The sequence below is a fragment of the Salmonella sp. 2018103 genome (assembly GCF_026247685.1).
GTDB lineage: Bacteria > Pseudomonadota > Gammaproteobacteria > Enterobacterales > Enterobacteriaceae > Salmonella > Salmonella enterica.
The window spans coordinates 3,190,816-3,208,361 of sequence record NZ_CP111029.1 but is presented as its reverse complement, the minus strand read 5'-3'; the positions used below and the strand labels follow the sequence as shown (position 1 = coordinate 3,208,361).

The window sequence follows — 17,546 nt, the reverse complement described above, 5'->3', positions numbered from 1 at the left end:
ATTGAATGGATATTTAAAAAACTCGCATTAAGGCGTTGTAATGAATCGACAATCCTGGCTGCTCAATCTCAGCCTGTTGAAGACGCACCCTGCATTTCGCGCAGTATTTCTGGCCCGTTTTATCTCTATTGTCTCGCTGGGGCTGCTTGGCGTAGCGGTTCCGGTACAGATCCAAATGATGACGCACTCCACCTGGCAGGTAGGGCTGTCGGTAACGTTAACCGGCGGCGCCATGTTTATTGGCTTAATGGTGGGCGGCGTACTGGCCGATCGCTACGAACGTAAAAAGGTGATTCTGCTGGCGCGCGGTACTTGCGGTATTGGCTTTATTGGCCTGTGCGTGAACGCGCTGCTGCCGGAACCATCATTGCTGGCGATATATCTCCTTGGCCTGTGGGACGGCTTTTTCGCGTCTCTGGGCGTGACCGCGTTACTGGCGGCGACGCCAGCGCTGGTCGGAAGAGAAAATCTGATGCAGGCCGGCGCGATTACCATGCTGACGGTACGTCTGGGATCGGTTATTTCGCCGATGTTGGGGGGCATATTGCTTGCCAGCGGCGGTGTAGCCTGGAACTATGGGCTGGCGGCCGCCGGGACGTTTATTACGCTATTGCCGTTACTGACGCTGCCGCGACTGCCTGTCCCTCCGCAGCCGCGGGAAAATCCATTTATCGCGTTACTGGCGGCATTTCGTTTTTTGCTCGCCAGTCCGCTTATCGGCGGTATTGCGCTGCTTGGCGGCCTGGTGACGATGGCAAGCGCGGTACGCGTCCTCTATCCGGCGCTGGCGATGAGCTGGCAGATGTCGGCGGCGCAAATCGGTTTGCTGTATGCGGCAATTCCGCTGGGGGCGGCCATTGGCGCGCTGACCAGCGGACAACTGGCGCATAGCGTTCGTCCGGGGCTCATTATGCTGGTTTCGACAGTGGGTTCTTTTCTGGCGGTGGGGCTGTTCGCCATCATGCCGGTCTGGATCGCAGGTGTTATCTGTCTGGCACTGTTTGGCTGGCTTAGCGCCATCAGTTCGTTATTACAATATACCCTGCTGCAAACCCAGACGCCGGAAAATATGCTGGGGCGAATGAATGGCCTGTGGACCGCGCAAAACGTCACGGGAGACGCTATCGGCGCGGCGCTGTTAGGCGGTCTTGGCGCAATGATGACGCCGGTCGCGTCCGCGAGCGTGAGTGGATTCGGGCTGGTAATTATTGGTTTGCTGCTGCTGTTAGTGCTGGGCGAGCTACGTCGTTTTCGCCAGACGCCGCCGGTTAGCGATGCTGGCTGATGAAGAGGCGTTTATCCGACTGACAAAATCGGTCTGGTCAGTCGGATAAGACTCCGATAAGGCTAAAACAGGGCGGCCAGCCGGTTAAGCAACAATGTTGCGCTGTAATAATCCAGACGGAACGTCTCCGTGCCCAGGGCATAGACGCGCTTATTTTGCACCGCTGGCAGGTGCGCCAGCAGCGGATTGGCGTAAAGGGCCGCGACATCTTTGTTGTCGCCGGCAAACAGGAAAAGAGATTGGCCGTTTAACCCGGCGGCCAGATTTTCACCGCCAAGCTGAATGATATCGTGGCGCTTACCCTGGCTTTTGCTGGTTTGCAGCCCTCGGGGCAATGTCGCCAGCGTAAAGCCTAACTGCGTCAATAGCTTGCCTTGTGCTGATTCTGGCGTCCACAAATTGGCGCTATGTGCGGCAGGGGTATACACCAGCGCGCTAACCGGCTGCGGCGGCAGGGCGATTCGCTGTTTAACCGTCGTCAGTTGCGCCTCAAATTCCGCTATTCGCGCGGCGGCCTGTTTCTCCTGACCGGTGATCTCGCCAAGTTGCGTGAGCAAACTCTGCCAGCTTTTATCGTCATAATTGATGACGAGCGTCGGCGCGATAGCGGAGAGCTGATCGTAAAGCGCCAGCGCGGAGTCGCCGCCGGTGGCGCTAATCAAAATGAGATCCGGCATTTGCGCGGCGACCGTTTCGGCATTCGGTTCGCCGATATACAGCCGGGCGACATGGCGAGCCTTTGCTACGTCGCTCCACTGACGCATAAACCCTTGATCGTCAGCAAAGCGGTTATTCGGCGTAGTGGCCCCGCTGGCGACGACGGGCGCATCAATCGCCAGCAGCGAGCCTGTTAACGTCACGCTGGTAGAGACGATACGCGCGGGTTTGTGGTCCAGAGTATGAACGCCGCGGCTGTCCTGGATTTGCCGGGGCCAACCGGCGTCCTGGGCTAAGGATATTCCTGAAATTGATAAACCAACCACTAAAAGCAGCCAACGATAAAAGGCGGGGAGTCTCACAATAGCGTCCTGTTATTAATAAAGTTAATGCTTCTCATTTTCATGTCAGCGGCAGCGAGATGCAAGCCTTAGTGCCATTTAACTCATGACCAGAGTTGACAGAGCGACGTTTTACTCTTAGGTTAGCGCACTAAAAATAGAAATAATAATCATTATTATACACAAAATCATTCAAGAAGCATCGCAACGGCAAGGGAAGAAATCCCCGCGAGCATAGATCACTGTGTGACCGGGGTTTCTGAGCGCAGCCAACAAAGAGGCAGCTTGAAAGATGAAGTGTATATAAGCCTTTATCATTGGAGGATGATATGGATATGTCACTGGCCGAGGACGCTCAGGAGACAATGGCAACGCTTGCTCCCGATCGCTTTTTCTTCATGTCGCCGTATCGCAGTTTTACCACTTCCGGGTGCTTCGCCCGTTATACCGAGCCTGCGGTTGCCGGAGATTCGCCGGATAGCCCTTTCCAGCAGAAATTGCGCCAGCAGTTTGCCGAGGCCAAATCGCAGGGCATCGCCAACCCTATCCTGGTGGGGGCGATCCCCTTTGATACCCGTCAGCCGTCGTCGCTATTTATCCCGATGGCGTGGCAGTCCTTTTCCCGCCAGCAAAAGCAGCGCACGGCGCGTTATTTTACCGACCATCAATCGCTGACGGTGACGGCGCGAAAGGCGATTCCGGAGCAGGATGCTTTTGAAGCAATGGTCGCACGCGCGGCTATGCTGACCGCCACGCCAGACGTCGATAAAGTGGTGCTTTCCCGGCTAATAGATATCACCACTGATGTGGCGGTGGATAGCGGAGCATTGCTGGAGCGGCTGGTTGCGCAGAATCCAGTTAGTTACAACTTCCATGTGCCGCTGGCGGATGGCGGCGTTCTGCTGGGCGCCAGCCCCGAATTGTTGCTACGCAAAGAGGGCGAGCGGTTTAGTTCGTTGCCGTTAGCAGGCTCGGCACGCCGACAGCCGGATGACGTTCTGGATCGCGAGGCGGGAAACCGACTGCTGGCTTCACAAAAAGATCGCCATGAACATGAGCTGGTGACGCAGGCGATGAAGCAGATCCTGCGCGATCGCAGCACGGAACTGCAATTACCTTCCTCTCCGCAGTTGATCACCACGCCGACGCTATGGCATCTCGGTACGCCGTTTGAGGGCAAGGCCAACGCCGGAGAAAACGCGCTGACGCTGGCCTGTCTACTGCATCCAACGCCTGCGTTAAGCGGTTTCCCCCATCAGGTCGCAAAAAAGCTGATTGCTGAACTGGAACCGTTCGATCGTGAACTGTTTGGCGGCATTGTCGGCTGGTGCGACGCCGAAGGAAACGGCGAGTGGGTAGTGACGATTCGTTGTGCGAAATTGCACGGTAATCAGGTGCGCCTGTTCGCCGGCGCCGGGATTGTCCCTGCCTCTTCGCCAGTCGGCGAGTGGCGGGAAACCGGCGTCAAGCTCTCTACGATGTTGAACGTTTTTGGACTGCATTAAGGAACGATGATGCGTATACCTTTCACCCGTTGGCCGGATGAATTTGCCCGCCGTTATCGTGAAAAAGGCTACTGGCAAGACGTGCCGTTGACCGATATTCTGACCCGCCACGCTGACAGCGACAAGACAGCGGTCATTGAAGGCGAGCGCGCATTCAGCTATCGCCAGCTCAACCAGGCCGTGGATAATCTGGCCTGCAGTTTACGCCGTCAGGGCATCAAACCTGGCGAAACCGCTCTGGTGCAACTGGGGAATGTACCGGAACTGTATATCACCTTTTTCGCCCTGTTGAAGCTTGGCGTAGCGCCCGTTCTGGCGCTGTTTAGCCATCAACGTACCGAACTTAACGCCTATGCGATGCAGATCGCGCCGACGCTGGTGATTGCCGATCGCCAACATACGCTGTTCGCCGGGGAGGACTTTCTCAACACGTTTGTGGCTGAACACCGCTCTGTGCGGGTGGTGTTATTGCGCAACGACGACGGCGATCACAGCCTGGACGCGGCGATGCGGCAGGCGGCGGAAGATTTCACCGCCACGCCATCACCTGCTGACGAAGTGGCCTACTTTCAGCTTTCCGGCGGTACTACCGGCACGCCAAAGCTTATTCCCCGTACCCATAACGACTATTACTACAGCGTGCGCCGCAGCAATGAGATTTGCGGTTTCAACGAGGAGACGCGTTTTCTGTGCGCGATTCCCGCCGCGCATAACTACGCCATGAGTTCGCCGGGCGCGCTGGGCGTTTTTCTCGCCAAAGGAACGGTAGTGCTGGCGACCGATCCCAGCGCCACGCTCTGTTTCCCGCTGATCGAAAAACACCAGATTAATGCCACTGCGCTGGTGCCGCCCGCGGTCAGTCTATGGCTACAGGCTATCCAGGAGTGGGGCGGCAATGCGCCGCTGGCGTCATTAAGGTTATTGCAGGTTGGCGGCGCGCGGCTTTCTGCGACGCTGGCCGCCCGTATTCCGGTTGAAATTGGCTGTCAGTTGCAGCAGGTCTTCGGTATGGCGGAAGGGTTAGTGAACTATACCCGGCTGGACGATAGCCCGGAACGGATTATCAATACCCAGGGAAGACCCATGTGTCCGGACGACGAAGTGTGGGTGGCGGATGCCGACGGGAATCCACTGCCGCCGGGCGAGATTGGTCGTCTGATGACGCGCGGCCCCTATACTTTTCGCGGCTATTTCAACAGTCCGCAACACAATGCCAGCGCCTTTGACGCCAACGGTTTTTACTGCTCCGGCGATCTGATCTCCATTGATCAAGACGGCTACATCACCGTTCACGGGCGTGAAAAAGATCAGATCAATCGGGGCGGCGAGAAGATAGCCGCCGAAGAGATAGAAAACCTGTTACTGCGCCACCCGGTGGTGATCCATGCGGCGCTGGTCAGCATGGAAGATGAACTGCTGGGGGAAAAAAGTTGCGCATATCTGGTGGTAAAAGAGCCGCTGCGAGCGGTACAGGTACGCCGTTTCCTGCGAGAGCAGGGCGTGGCGGAATTTAAATTACCGGATCGCGTGGAGTGCGTTGCGTCACTGCCACTGACGCCGGTTGGTAAAGTCGATAAAAAACAATTACGCCAGCGGTTGGCGTCACGTTCACCGCTCTGAAGGAGAAAGAGAGATGGCCATTCCGAAACTACAGTCTTACGCGCTGCCCACCGCACTGGATATCCCGACCAACAAAGTGAACTGGGCATTTGAGCCGGAGCGCGCGGCGCTGCTCATCCACGATATGCAGGATTACTTTGTCAGCTTTTGGGGCCGCAACTGCCCAATGATGGACCAGGTGATTGCCAATATCGCCGCTCTGCGCCAGTACTGTAAGGAACATCATATCCCGGTCTATTACACCGCTCAGCCGAAAGAGCAAAGCGATGAAGATCGCGCGTTACTCAATGATATGTGGGGACCGGGACTGACGCGCTCTCCGGAACAGCAGAAGGTGGTAGAAGCCTTAACGCCGGATGAGGCGGATACGGTGCTGGTGAAGTGGCGTTATAGCGCGTTTCACCGCTCGCCGCTGGAACAGATGTTAAAAGATACCGGACGCAATCAGCTCATCATTACCGGTGTGTATGCGCATATTGGCTGTATGACCACCGCTACCGATGCGTTTATGCGCGACATTAAGCCGTTTATGGTGGCGGATGCGCTGGCGGATTTCAGCCGGGAAGAGCATCTGATGGCGCTGAACTATGTGGCGGGGCGTTCCGGTCGCGTCGTCATGACTGAATCGCTGCTGCCGACGCCGGTTCCTGCCAGTAAAGCGGCGCTGCGGGCGTTGATTCTGCCGTTGCTGGATGAGACTGACGAGCCGCTGGATGATGAAAACCTGATTGATTATGGCCTGGATTCAGTACGCATGATGGGGCTGGCGGCGCGCTGGCGTAAAGTACACGGCGATATCGACTTCGTGATGCTGGCGAAAAATCCGACCATTGACGCCTGGTGGGCGCTGCTTTCTCGCGGGGTAGAGTAATGGCCAGCTTTGATTTTTCAGACAAAACGGTATGGGTGACCGGGGCGGGGAAAGGGATCGGTTACGCGACGGCGCTGGCGTTTGTTGACGCCGGGGCGCGGGTGTTCGGCTTCGATCGTGAATTTACGCAAGAGAATTATCCCTTTGCTACCGAAGTCATGGATGTGGCGGATGCCGCACAGGTTGCGCAGGTGTGCCAGCGTGTGTTGCAAAAAACGCCGCGGCTGGATGTGCTGGTCAACGCCGCCGGTATTTTGCGTATGGGAGCGACCGATGCGCTTAGCGTCGACGACTGGCAGCAGACATTTGCGGTCAATGTGGGCGGGGCATTTAACCTGTTTTCACAGACGATGGCGCAGTTTCGCCGTCAGCAGGGAGGGGCGATTGTTACCGTAGCCTCAGATGCGGCGCATACGCCACGTATCGGTATGAGCGCCTACGGCGCCTCTAAAGCGGCGCTGAAAAGCCTGGCGCTAACCGTAGGGCTGGAGCTGGCGGGCTGCGGGGTGCGCTGTAATGTGGTGTCGCCCGGTTCGACTGACACCGATATGCAGCGCACTTTATGGGTGAGTGAAGATGCCGAACAGCAGCGTATCCGCGGTTTCGGCGAACAGTTTAAGCTCGGTATTCCGCTCGGTAAAATCGCCCGTCCGCAGGAGATAGCCAATACCATTTTGTTTCTTGCCTCCGATCTGGCCAGCCACATTACCTTGCAGGATATCGTGGTGGACGGTGGTTCAACATTGGGAGCCTGACGATGATCTGGAAACGGCATTTAACGCTGGATGAATTGAACGCTACCAGTCAGAACACGCTGGTGGCGCATCTGGGCATTGTTTACACCCGTCTGGGCGATGACGTGCTGGAGGCGGAAATGCCCGTCGATGCCCGCACTCATCAACCGTTTGGTCTGCTACACGGCGGCGCATCGGCAGCGCTGGCGGAGACGTTAGGATCAATGGCGGGTTATCTGATGACCCGCGACGGGCAGTGCGTGGTCGGGACCGAGTTAAACGCCACCCACCACCGCGCCGTCTCGCAGGGGAAAGTACGCGGCGTTTGCCTGCCGCTGCATCTGGGGCGGCAGAATCAAAGCTGGGAAATTACGCTCTTTGACGAGCAGGGGAGGCGCTGCTGCACCTGTCGCCTGGGAACGGCGGTAATGGGATAGTTCTGGCAAAGTAAAATGCAATTGCAGCGTTAACGAAGAAAGGAAGTGATCTGGTTAACACTGTAATGTAAAAAATGGGTAACGATCCGGTTTTATCATGTTGTTGTGTTGTTAATTACGGTAAAGGTGTTATAGAAACAAAATGTAACATCTCTCTGGAACACCCAAACGGACAACAACTATGAATAAATCAGGGAAATACCTCGTCTGGACAGCGCTCTCAGTATTGGGTGCGTTTGCCCTGGGCTATATTGCGTTAAATCGTGGGGAACAGATCAACGCGCTATGGATCGTGGTGGCGTCGGTCTGTGTCTATCTTATTGCGTATCGTTTTTATGGGCTCTATATCGCCAAAAAAGTGCTGGCGGTTGACCCAACGCGTATGACGCCCGCGGTACGTCATAATGATGGTCTGGATTATGTTCCGACCGATAAAAAAGTGCTGTTCGGTCACCATTTTGCGGCCATTGCTGGCGCAGGTCCGCTGGTCGGGCCGGTACTGGCGGCGCAGATGGGCTATCTGCCGGGGATGATCTGGCTGCTGGCGGGCGTTGTGCTGGCGGGAGCGGTGCAGGACTTTATGGTGCTGTTCGTCTCGACCCGGCGTGATGGGCGTTCGCTTGGCGAGCTGGTTAAAGAGGAGATGGGCGCGACGGCCGGGGTGATCGCGCTGGTGGCCTGCTTTATGATCATGGTGATCATTCTGGCCGTCCTGGCGATGATCGTGGTGAAAGCGCTGACCCATAGCCCGTGGGGAACGTACACTGTTGCGTTCACCATTCCACTGGCGATTTTTATGGGCATCTACCTGCGTTATCTGCGTCCGGGGCGCATCGGCGAGGTGTCGGTCATTGGGCTGGTATTCCTTATTTTCGCTATTATTTCCGGCGGATGGGTGGCGGCAAGCCCAACCTGGGCGCCGTACTTTGATTTTACTGGCGTGCAGCTTACCTGGATGCTGGTGGGGTATGGTTTTGTCGCGGCGGTACTGCCGGTCTGGCTGCTGCTCGCGCCGCGTGATTACCTCTCTACCTTCCTGAAAATTGGTACGATTGTCGGTCTGGCGGTCGGGATTCTGATCATGCGTCCGACGCTGACTATGCCGGCGCTGACCAAATTTGTTGATGGTACAGGGCCGGTCTGGACAGGCGACCTGTTCCCGTTCCTGTTTATCACCATCGCCTGCGGCGCGGTATCCGGTTTCCATGCGCTCATCTCCTCCGGCACGACGCCGAAGATGTTGGCCAACGAAGGCCAGGCCTGCTTTATCGGCTACGGCGGGATGTTAATGGAATCTTTCGTCGCCATTATGGCGCTGGTCTCGGCCTGTATTATCGATCCGGGCGTTTACTTTGCGATGAATAGCCCGATGGCGGTACTGGCGCCAGCGGGGACAGCGGATGTCGTGGCTTCTGCCGCGCAGGTGGTCAGTAGTTGGGGTTTCGCTATCACGCCGGATACGTTACACCAGATTGCCAATGAAGTCGGCGAACAATCCATTATCTCCCGCGCAGGCGGTGCGCCAACGCTGGCGGTAGGGATGGCCTACATTTTACATGGCGCGTTGGGCGGCATGATGGATGTGGCGTTCTGGTATCACTTTGCCATTCTGTTTGAAGCGCTGTTTATTCTGACGGCGGTGGATGCGGGTACCCGTGCGGCGCGTTTTATGTTGCAGGATTTGTTGGGCGTAGTGTCGCCAGGGCTGAAACGTACCGATTCGCTGCCAGCGAACCTGCTTGCTACGGCATTGTGCGTGCTGGCGTGGGGGTATTTCCTCCATCAGGGCGTGGTCGATCCGTTAGGCGGTATTAACACCCTGTGGCCGCTGTTTGGCATCGCTAACCAGATGCTTGCGGGGATGGCGCTGATGCTTTGCGCCGTGGTACTGTTCAAAATGAAGCGTCAGCGTTATGCGTGGGTCGCGCTGGTGCCAACGGCCTGGCTGCTGATTTGTACGCTGACGGCGGGCTGGCAGAAAGCGTTTAGTCCGGATGCGAAAATCGGCTTCCTGGCCATTGCCAATAAGTTCCAGGCGATGATCGACAGCGGCAATATTCCGCCGCAGTACACCGAATCGCAGCTTGCGCAGTTGGTATTCAATAACCGTCTGGATGCCGGGCTAACCATCTTCTTTATGGTGGTGGTCGTGGTGCTGGCGGTCTTCTCTATTAAGACGGCGCTGGCCGCTCTGAAGATTGATAAACCGACGGCGAATGAAACGCCGTATGAGCCGATGCCGGAAAATGTGGATGAGATCGTGACGCAGGCGAAAGGCGCGCACTAATCTTTTTACATCAATAGCCCTCTCCAGAATAAGGAGAGGGCATTTGGATGACAGGTGACAACGATGTTCGATACGCTTTCGAAAGCCGGAAAATATCTGGGACAGGCCGCAAAAATGATGATTGGCGTGCCAGACTACGACAACTATGTGGAACATATGCGCATAACGCATCCGGATCAGACGCCGATGACCTATGAAGAATTTTTCCGCGAGCGGCAGGATGCGCGCTATGGTGGAAAAGGCGGCGCGCGTTGCTGCTGAGTGTTGCCAGGCCTGATAAGCGCAACGTCACCAGGCTATATTCTGAAAAATTCAACTTTTTCAAACGCCGCACGCAGGGTGTCAGGCGTTAACGTCACCGGTAAATAGTGGATGGATTCGACCGGGCGCAGGGTATGTGCGATTACCCTATCGATCTCGGCGGTGTTATGAATATCCACGTCCAGTTCGCTAAGTCGGGCCGGCAGATGAAATCGCCGGTACGCTGCAATCAATTGCGCCAGCACGTCATCTTGTCCCAGTAGCGCGCTTTGCACCAGAATGCCATAAGCCACTTTCGTTCCGTGCAGGAATTTTTCCGTTTGCGGCAGGACGGTCAGACCGTTGTGTACAGCATGGGCGGCGGCGACACGGGTATAGCGTTCCCCGAGGCCGCCGACCATACCGCCGCCAGCGATAATCGCATCCACCACGTCGCAAAATGCCTGGGTCAGCCGACGCTGCTGTTTATCCGCTAATGCTTGTTCGCTGCTGGTCAGCAGGAGATCGCGAATAGCGCACGCGCTGTTAATGCCCAGTCTTACGGTCAAAGGCAACGTTTCAGGCTGCGGCGCAAGCACAACGGCTTCATACCATTTCGCCAGCGTATCGCCAATGCCAGCTAACAGATAGTCATCGGGCGCCTGCAGAATAATGCGCGGTTCGACCAACACCAGAAAATTGGCATCATCAAAAATTTCGAACTGTAACGCCTGTCCCGCGTCGTTATACCAGACGGAAAGCGGTGTCCAGGCGGCGCAGGTCGCCGCGATGGTCGGGATAGCGACAAACGGCAGCGCCAGACGGCGGGCGAGCGCTTTGGCGGTATCGAGCAGCGCGCCGCCGCCGACGCCTATCACCACCTGACGATCGTCGTTGCAGGCGTGCGCCAGTTGGGCAACATGGCGTTCGCTACAATGGCCGGTAAACGGCAGATGTTTTGCGCCAGCACGTTCAAACGCTTCCGGCAGGTAAGGACGGGCGGCGGCAATCGCGCGTTCGCCGAACACCCAAACGGCGTGGGAAAGCTGTTCCGGCGTGAAAAAGTCTGTCAGTCTTCCGAGGCTTCCAGCATGGGAAAAATAATTCGCCGGGCCGGTAACGACGCGGATTTCAGTGTGGTTCATGTTGTGTTGTCCTTAGGGTCTTCTCACCGTTGTTATTATATTTAGACATCTAAACGTCTTGATTGCCAAATACTAACACCCTGTGATAGTGTGTCAACAACCACATCACTGGCGGGTATGAAGATAATGAGAAATAACCCACTGATTCCAAAAAGCAAATTGCCCAATCTTGGCACCACGATTTTTACGCAAATGAGCGCGCTGGCGCAGAAACATCAGGCAATAAATTTATCGCAAGGCTTCCCTGATTTTGATGGTCCTCGTTATTTGCACGAGCGGTTGGCTTATCATGTCGCGCAGGGCGCGAATCAATATGCGCCGATGACGGGCGCGCAGGCGCTGCGGGAGGCCATTGCCGATAAAACGGCGGAAATATATGGTTATCGACCCGATGACGTCAGTGATATCACCGTCACGGCGGGCGCGACAGAAGCGCTGTATGCGGCGATTACCGCGCTGGTGCGGGCAGGGGATGAGGTTATCTGTTTCGATCCCAGTTATGACAGCTATGCCCCGGCCGTGGCGCTTTCCGGCGGCGTGTTAAAACGCATAGCGCTCACGCCGCCGCATTTTCGCGTCGACTGGCAGGCGTTTTCGGCGTTGCTTAGCGAGCGCACGCGGCTGGTGATCCTCAATACGCCGCATAATCCCACCGCTACCGTCTGGTGTCAGGCGGATATCGAGGCGCTGTGGCAGGCTATCGGCGAGCGGGAAATTTATGTGTTAAGCGATGAAGTGTACGAACATATTTGTTTTGCCGTCGAAGGTCATGCCAGCGTATTGGCGCACCCTCAGTTACGAGAGCGGGCGGTTGCCGTTTCATCGTTTGGTAAAACCTTTCATATGACAGGATGGAAGATTGGTTACTGCGTTGCGCCTGCGGCCATTAGCGCCGAAATACGCAAAGTTCACCAGTACCTGACGTTTTGCGTCAATACGCCGGCGCAACTGGCGCTGGCGGATATGCTGCGCGCCGCGCCGGAACACTATCGCGCGTTACCCGATTTTTATCGGAAAAAACGCGATGTGCTGGTTAACGCGCTGGCGCAAAGCCGATTAAAAGTGCTGCCCTGTGAAGGTACCTATTTTCTGTTAATCGATTACAGCGCAGTGTCGACGCTAAATGACGTTGAGTTTTGTCAGTGGCTAACCGAAGAAGTCGGCGTCGCCGCTATTCCGCTCTCTGTCTTTTGCGCCGCCCCTTTCCCGCATCAGCTTATACGTTTATGTTTCGCTAAACAGGAATCAACGCTGCTGGCCGCCGCAGAGCGCCTGTGTAAACTGTAGTTATTTAACAGTCCACGCTCTGGAGAATCGACGGTCTGCAAAAAGCTCCTGCAGGCCGTTGATCTGTTTCAGGCGCAGGACTTCATCGGCGTCCATACCTAACTCCTGGCCGATTTTGCTTTCGTCCCAGCCTAGCAGAGAAAGTTCGCGCACGATTTCTGACATGGCGTGGATCTGGTGGCGTCCGCGCGCGCGGTTATGCCGAATGGTTGCCGCCATGCGTTCGTGACGTTCTCTGTCCAGACACGTTATCGGCAGGTAGCCTTTCAGACGCCTTTTCAGGACCGTTTTTCCTTTGCCCAGCTCATGACGGTGAAAACCGTCCACAATCTCGTACTCCTCCGCATCGGCCTTTACCACCACTATCGGCTGAGTAAACCCATCTTGTTCAATCGATTTAAGCAGCAGTTTTTTCTCCGGCGGCGCAACGTTATTCGGGTTGTAGTCATTAGGCGAAATATGATCGTTTTTCACCCACAGGACACAATCGACAGGCTCATCGCGAAAAGGACTAACGTTATGTATCGCCATTCTAAATTCATTAATGGCGGCGATTCTCTCTTCTTCAGGCAGTTCAGAGAGAAAGTGAGTTATTTCGGTTGTGAGTCGGTGTTGCATAAGATCCCCCATTCCTGGCGTTTAGCTTTCATACGTTCGTTATAACGCTGGTAATTCTTAGGTTTTGTCGGACTGAATGACAGCGCCCGGCACCAGTAATCATTGTTCAGTAAAACTTTGCAGATCCGTCGCCACGACGGAATATCGCGTGATCCGATATCGCCCTGCTGCGTCTGTGGGATGGTGTTCATGCCTTTTTTCTTATACCACTGCAAATAAACGGCGATTTTATTACGGTAATGTTCGGCAGTGACTTCAGGCATACTGTGTAGCAGGAGCAGCGCGTACTCTTCCCAGTTAAGGTGATCGGGTTTTAAAATTTTCCGGTGGCCATAAAAATGGTTGTCTTGTCCGGCGTAAATACCTCCGCTGAGCACGCCGCTGACTCTGGCGCACATGGCCGCCCAGCGCTCAGGTTCGATAACATGATACAGCCATAACCCCTGTCGTTGTTCCGGGCCGAACGGTTCGCAAATACGCATGTAACGGGGCGGTACGCCAGCCTGATACATCAAATTATACAAAGGGTTACATGGTTTACCTGTTTTGGCGAACCAGGTCCAGATATCTGCGGTTTTCCAGTCATAGATGGGGTAGATATACCAGGTGTGACCCTTAGGGGCTAACGTGGTCCAGGGCTTGTCGTCGGCAAAGCGCAGCTTATGCGAGTTAGCGATAGCGGCAAATCGGTTATAGGATTCGTCGGAACGAATACCGACCAGCATAGCGGCAGGACGCTTTTCTGAAAACCAGTCGGCAAAATCGCGAACGAACTGTTCAAAGGTCATGCCGTGTTGATAAAAGGAAAAAAAGGCCGGATCGGTAATCGCATCTTCTGGCGGTTGTCGTACCCAGTCGGCACCCGGCTGCCAACACTGCCACTCCGGCTGGTATTGTGAAAGGGAATTTTGTGTGGTTAAGGGTAATGCGATCCAATAAAAACGCTCGATAACGTCCGCGTAGTATTCACGTAATGATTCAATATAGGCGATGGTACAGGAGAATTGCGCTTCCCAGTCAATGAAGAGAACGTGGATCTTTTTATTCATTTTGCGCGCCAACGTTGCCGTCAGGTGCAGCATAAGTCCTGAATCTTTACCACCGGAAAATGAGACGCAGACCCGGGGTAAGGTTTCCAGGGTCCACATTATACGCTCTTGAGCCGCTTCCAGAACATTTTGCTCAAGCGGAACTTTATAAACCGACATCTCTGGATAGTCTCCGATGTGTTAACTACAGTATATTCGAAATAATTAACATAAAGGATAAGCAGATTAGATGAACTTGCAATGCTTTATTATATTTACTAAATAAATGCATTCTATAAATATATAGATTGAATTTATGTTAATGCCCGTTACCTGACCTTTTTATTCATGCTTTTTTGTAATGTACTCAATGAGCTCAGTAAATCCGCTATTATTCATCGAAGCTCTATTATACATAAGATAGAGTTGTACAGGAGCAATGGTAAAAGGTATGGAGACTTTTTTAAGTTTGATAGTGGATGAGTAATAGTCAACAAGTGATTGTGGTAAAAAACCAATAAGCTCCGTGGCGCTGATGGCGTTGGCGATGGTTATCAGCGATTTGCTTCTGAAACCAATTATTCTTTCCCCCAGCATATCATGGATAACTGAATGATGATCTTTTATATCGTTTTTCCGGGCGACGAATTGCGTAAATGACTCTTGTAGAATTTCGTCGATAGTTGCGGTTTCACCTAGCCGGGGATGGTTTTCACTGCAAGCCAGGATACATTCCACCTTATTAAAGTGAGTACAAACAATAGAACGATTATTGAGTGGGGCCATTGAAACCACAATATCTGCTTTGCGGTAGGCAAGAAGATCTTCAGGCTGTTCGTCAGTGGTCAAAATGTCGTGATGTTCAATTTCAACCTGTGAATCTTTGCGAATATATTCAACTAATTTCATCACATATTGGGTGATCAACAGCTGTGGGCTATAGATAATAAACTTTTTCTTCAGACTGGACTGATTCATTATATTAATAGTTTGTTCCAGGCTGTTAAGGTTATTTTCTAAATGATAATGTAAATTAATGCCTGTTACGGTAGGCGTAATTCCTTTACCTGAACGAATAAATAAAGGGTCATTGAATTGCGTGCGCAGGCGTTGCAATGACTGGCTTACGGCAGAAGGTGTAATATAGAGAGTTTCTGCCGCTTTGCTAATGCTTAAATGTTGATAAATACATTCAAATATAACCAACAAGTTAAGATCAAATTTTTTAAGGTCGTAAAGGTTAGCCATAGTATCTTCCAGGCATAATCATGGTATCTTCCATGATTATGACTTAATCTCAATAATTTACCAGAATTATGTTTATTAAACTTAATGTAGAGTTTATTTAAACTAAAATACCACAGTTATGAATATTTTAGCGAGTAAATAATCACAGTAAAGACGAACATAACTTACACTTTTATAATCACGCCGTTAGTCTAAAAAAGCTGTGCCGGATGATATGCTGGTCTGGCGTCGCGTTAATGCCTGGAGGAGGTTGGCCCGACAAACGCAGCGCTATCGGGCGTGGTACGGTTAAGCTTCTGCCTTGCTAATTTCTGCGTTAAGGCTGCCCCATCATGGCGTCCAGTTGCGCTTTTTCCGGTAAACCCACAACCTGTTGCAACGTCTTATCTTTATTCATGTAATAAATTGCTGGCGTCGCGTTAGCGCCAAGATCGTCCATTAACTGCTGATTCTGATTAATGACTTTCATCTGCGCCGGGGGGATGGACGCCGGAACCTCCAGCTTCATCTTTCCTGCGGAGGCTTCATAGTCATGCCATGTTTTCGCCGGGTCTTTCGCGCCTAAAATCGCTGCGGCTGTGGCCGGGCTTTCCGGTTTAATCACGCCGACCAGTAACGTACGTAATTGTACCTTGCCGGATTCGACCCACGGGCGAGCTTGCTGCCAAAACTGCTTACAATAGGGGCAGAAAGGGTCGGCGAAGACATACAGCACCACCGGCGCGTCTTTTTTACCGTCGAGTATCCATGACGCCTTTTCCATTTTCTGCCACATTTCTCGTCCGGCCGGCGCATAGATCTCTTTTTCTATCAGGGCGTTGCTAAGATTTTCACCTTTTTCATTATACATATAGCCGGAAATCGCGTGTTTGCCGTCCGGCGTCAGGTAAATCGTGACGCCCATATCCTGATACTTTCCGAGATAGCCCTTCATGCCCCCCGGCGCCTCGAAGGATTTCAGGATTGTTATGCCCTGTTTTTCAATGGCTTTAACCGGCGCAGGCAGTTCTTCCGCGTGGGCGAGAATGGGCAGCATAGCAAGCAGCAATGTACGTTTAATCATATTTTTTCCTTTTAAGATCAAAGCGAAAAGAGTATTAATGATGATGCCTATCACAGACATAGGTAAGAGCTGGCGTGCCGGGATTGCCCTTTCTATGCTGGGGTGATGTAATCCTTTTCGCTGTTACAGCCTTTGTTAAGGTAATGTAGAGCGCAACACTTAGCCAGCATATACGCTATGGATTTCGAGTTGCAGACAATACGTCTGTAATTTGCAAGACGAGTCGTACTGGCTCTGAAGTTACCTACGGGTAGTTCAGGTAATGGGGCCGCCTGTCAGGCGGCCTTTTTACTTTAGATGGCTGACAGGGCGCAGTGTTCACAATGTCGCCCGAATCGGGTTGTTAGTTAACGCTTATTGATTTGATAATGGAAACGCATTAGCCGAATCAGCAAAATTTCGTTAACTTACTCCTCAACGAAAACACGGAGGAAGTATAGATGTCCTTAATTAACACCAAAATCAAACCTTTCAAAAACCAGGCGTTCAAAAACGGTGAATTCATTGAAGTCACCGAGAAAGATACCGAAGGCCGCTGGAGCGTCTTCTTCTTCTACCCGGCCGATTTTACCTTTGTTTGCCCGACTGAACTGGGTGACGTTGCCGACCATTACGAAGAACTGCAGAAGCTGGGCGTAGACGTTTATTCCGTCTCAACCGATACTCACTTCACGCACAAAGCATGGCACAGCAGCTCTGAAACTATCGCAAAAATCAAATATGCGATGATCGGCGACCCGACTGGCGCCCTGACCCGTAACTTCGACAACATGCGTGAAGATGAAGGTCTGGCAGACCGTGCGACCTTTGTTGTTGACCCGCAGGGTATCATCCAGGCGATCGAAGTTACCGCTGAAGGTATCGGCCGTGACGCGTCTGACCTGCTGCGTAAAATTAAAGCAGCACAGTATGTTGCCGCTCACCCAGGCGAAGTATGCCCGGCGAAATGGAAAGAAGGTGAAGCGACTCTGGCTCCATCTTTAGACCTGGTCGGTAAAATTTAAATTTCCGTCGTCTTTCACGCCATAGCTGCGTTGGCGTCGCCTGCTCACCCCGGTCACTTACTTCAGTAAGCTCCCGGGGATTCTCAGGCTAGCCGCCTTACTCTGACGTGAAATACTTTGGAAATTGTTTCAGTCATGGGCGCACCCGCGCCCATTTCATTTCAGCACCATGACGC

Annotated in this window: 16 protein-coding genes; 10 read left to right on the top strand and 6 right to left on the bottom strand. The window is 53.4% G+C overall.

Features of this window, described 5'->3' with window-relative positions:
• Positions 1-40 precede the first annotated feature (40 nt).
• Positions 41-1,285 carry an enterobactin transporter EntS gene (gene entS / locus OLG56_RS15650; RefSeq protein WP_001081661.1) on the top strand — a complete coding sequence of 415 codons (1,245 nt, stop codon included), beginning with the start codon at positions 41-43 and terminating at the stop codon, positions 1,283-1,285.
• Positions 1,286-1,347: 62 nt separating this feature from the next.
• On the opposite strand, the gene fepB is transcribed toward entS, so the two are convergent.
• Positions 1,348-2,304 carry a Fe2+-enterobactin ABC transporter substrate-binding protein gene (gene fepB / locus OLG56_RS15645; protein WP_001238994.1) on the bottom strand — a complete coding sequence of 319 codons (957 nt, stop codon included), beginning with the start codon at positions 2,302-2,304 and terminating at the stop codon, positions 1,348-1,350.
• 308 nt (positions 2,305-2,612) lie between these two features.
• On the opposite strand from fepB, the gene entC reads away from it, so the two are divergent.
• From entC to OLG56_RS15610, 7 genes are all read left to right on the top strand, one after another.
• Complete coding sequence (entC, locus tag OLG56_RS15640; RefSeq protein WP_000367601.1) at positions 2,613-3,788, top strand: isochorismate synthase EntC; 1,176 nt, start codon at positions 2,613-2,615, stop codon at positions 3,786-3,788.
• A 9-nt stretch (positions 3,789-3,797) separates the two neighbouring features.
• On the top strand, positions 3,798-5,408 hold the full coding sequence (gene entE / locus OLG56_RS15635; RefSeq protein WP_061377203.1) for a (2,3-dihydroxybenzoyl)adenylate synthase EntE: 1,611 nt from the start codon (positions 3,798-3,800) through the stop codon (positions 5,406-5,408).
• Positions 5,409-5,421: 13 nt separating this feature from the next.
• Positions 5,422-6,279 (top strand): isochorismatase, encoded by an 858-nt coding sequence (locus tag OLG56_RS15630; RefSeq protein WP_001007166.1) that lies wholly within the window; start codon positions 5,422-5,424, stop codon positions 6,277-6,279.
• Complete coding sequence (entA, locus tag OLG56_RS15625) at positions 6,279-7,034, top strand: 2,3-dihydro-2,3-dihydroxybenzoate dehydrogenase EntA (RefSeq protein WP_023137410.1); 756 nt, start codon at positions 6,279-6,281, stop codon at positions 7,032-7,034. Before OLG56_RS15630 ends, entA begins: the two co-directional genes overlap by 1 nt.
• 2 nt (positions 7,035-7,036) lie before the next feature.
• Positions 7,037-7,450, top strand: a complete 414-nt coding sequence (gene entH, locus OLG56_RS15620; protein WP_000637966.1) for a proofreading thioesterase EntH — start codon at positions 7,037-7,039, stop codon at positions 7,448-7,450.
• 181 nt (positions 7,451-7,631) lie between these two features.
• A complete protein-coding gene (gene cstA, locus OLG56_RS15615; protein WP_001043108.1) occupies positions 7,632-9,737 on the top strand; it encodes a pyruvate/proton symporter CstA in 2,106 nt (701 codons plus the stop codon).
• A gap of 63 nt (positions 9,738-9,800) precedes the next feature.
• The gene (locus OLG56_RS15610; RefSeq protein WP_000460619.1) at positions 9,801-9,998 is read left to right on the top strand and encodes a YbdD/YjiX family protein; all 198 of its coding nucleotides are present in this window, start codon (positions 9,801-9,803) and stop codon (positions 9,996-9,998) included.
• Positions 9,999-10,033: 35 nt separating this feature from the next.
• On the opposite strand, the gene OLG56_RS15605 is transcribed toward OLG56_RS15610, so the two are convergent.
• Positions 10,034-11,122, bottom strand: coding sequence for an oxidoreductase (locus OLG56_RS15605; RefSeq protein ID WP_061377202.1), 1,089 nt, complete (start codon positions 11,120-11,122; stop codon positions 10,034-10,036).
• A 126-nt stretch (positions 11,123-11,248) separates the two neighbouring features.
• On the opposite strand from OLG56_RS15605, the gene OLG56_RS15600 reads away from it, so the two are divergent.
• Positions 11,249-12,409: a pyridoxal phosphate-dependent aminotransferase gene (locus tag OLG56_RS15600; protein ID WP_001245591.1), complete on the top strand. Its 1,161-nt coding sequence runs from the start codon at positions 11,249-11,251 to the stop codon at positions 12,407-12,409.
• On the opposite strand, the gene OLG56_RS15595 is transcribed toward OLG56_RS15600, so the two are convergent.
• The 4 genes from OLG56_RS15595 to dsbG form a co-directional block, all read right to left on the bottom strand.
• Complete coding sequence (locus OLG56_RS15595) at positions 12,410-13,027, bottom strand: IbrB-like domain-containing protein (RefSeq protein WP_001164754.1); 618 nt, start codon at positions 13,025-13,027, stop codon at positions 12,410-12,412. It lies immediately after the preceding gene.
• The gene (locus OLG56_RS15590; protein ID WP_000118132.1) at positions 13,000-14,235 is read right to left on the bottom strand and encodes a phosphoadenosine phosphosulfate reductase; all 1,236 of its coding nucleotides are present in this window, start codon (positions 14,233-14,235) and stop codon (positions 13,000-13,002) included. The genes OLG56_RS15595 and OLG56_RS15590 overlap by 28 nt, the downstream gene beginning before the upstream one ends.
• A gap of 162 nt (positions 14,236-14,397) precedes the next feature.
• Positions 14,398-15,303, bottom strand: coding sequence for a DNA-binding transcriptional repressor CitR (gene citR, locus OLG56_RS15585; protein ID WP_000002491.1), 906 nt, complete (start codon positions 15,301-15,303; stop codon positions 14,398-14,400).
• 316 nt (positions 15,304-15,619) lie between these two features.
• Complete coding sequence (dsbG, locus tag OLG56_RS15580) at positions 15,620-16,366, bottom strand: thiol:disulfide interchange protein DsbG (RefSeq protein ID WP_000597129.1); 747 nt, start codon at positions 16,364-16,366, stop codon at positions 15,620-15,622.
• Positions 16,367-16,806: 440 nt separating this feature from the next.
• Here dsbG and ahpC point away from each other — a divergent pair, with 440 nt between their 5' ends.
• Positions 16,807-17,370 (top strand): alkyl hydroperoxide reductase subunit C, encoded by a 564-nt coding sequence (gene ahpC, locus OLG56_RS15575; protein ID WP_000052802.1) that lies wholly within the window; start codon positions 16,807-16,809, stop codon positions 17,368-17,370.
• Positions 17,371-17,546 lie beyond the last annotated feature (176 nt).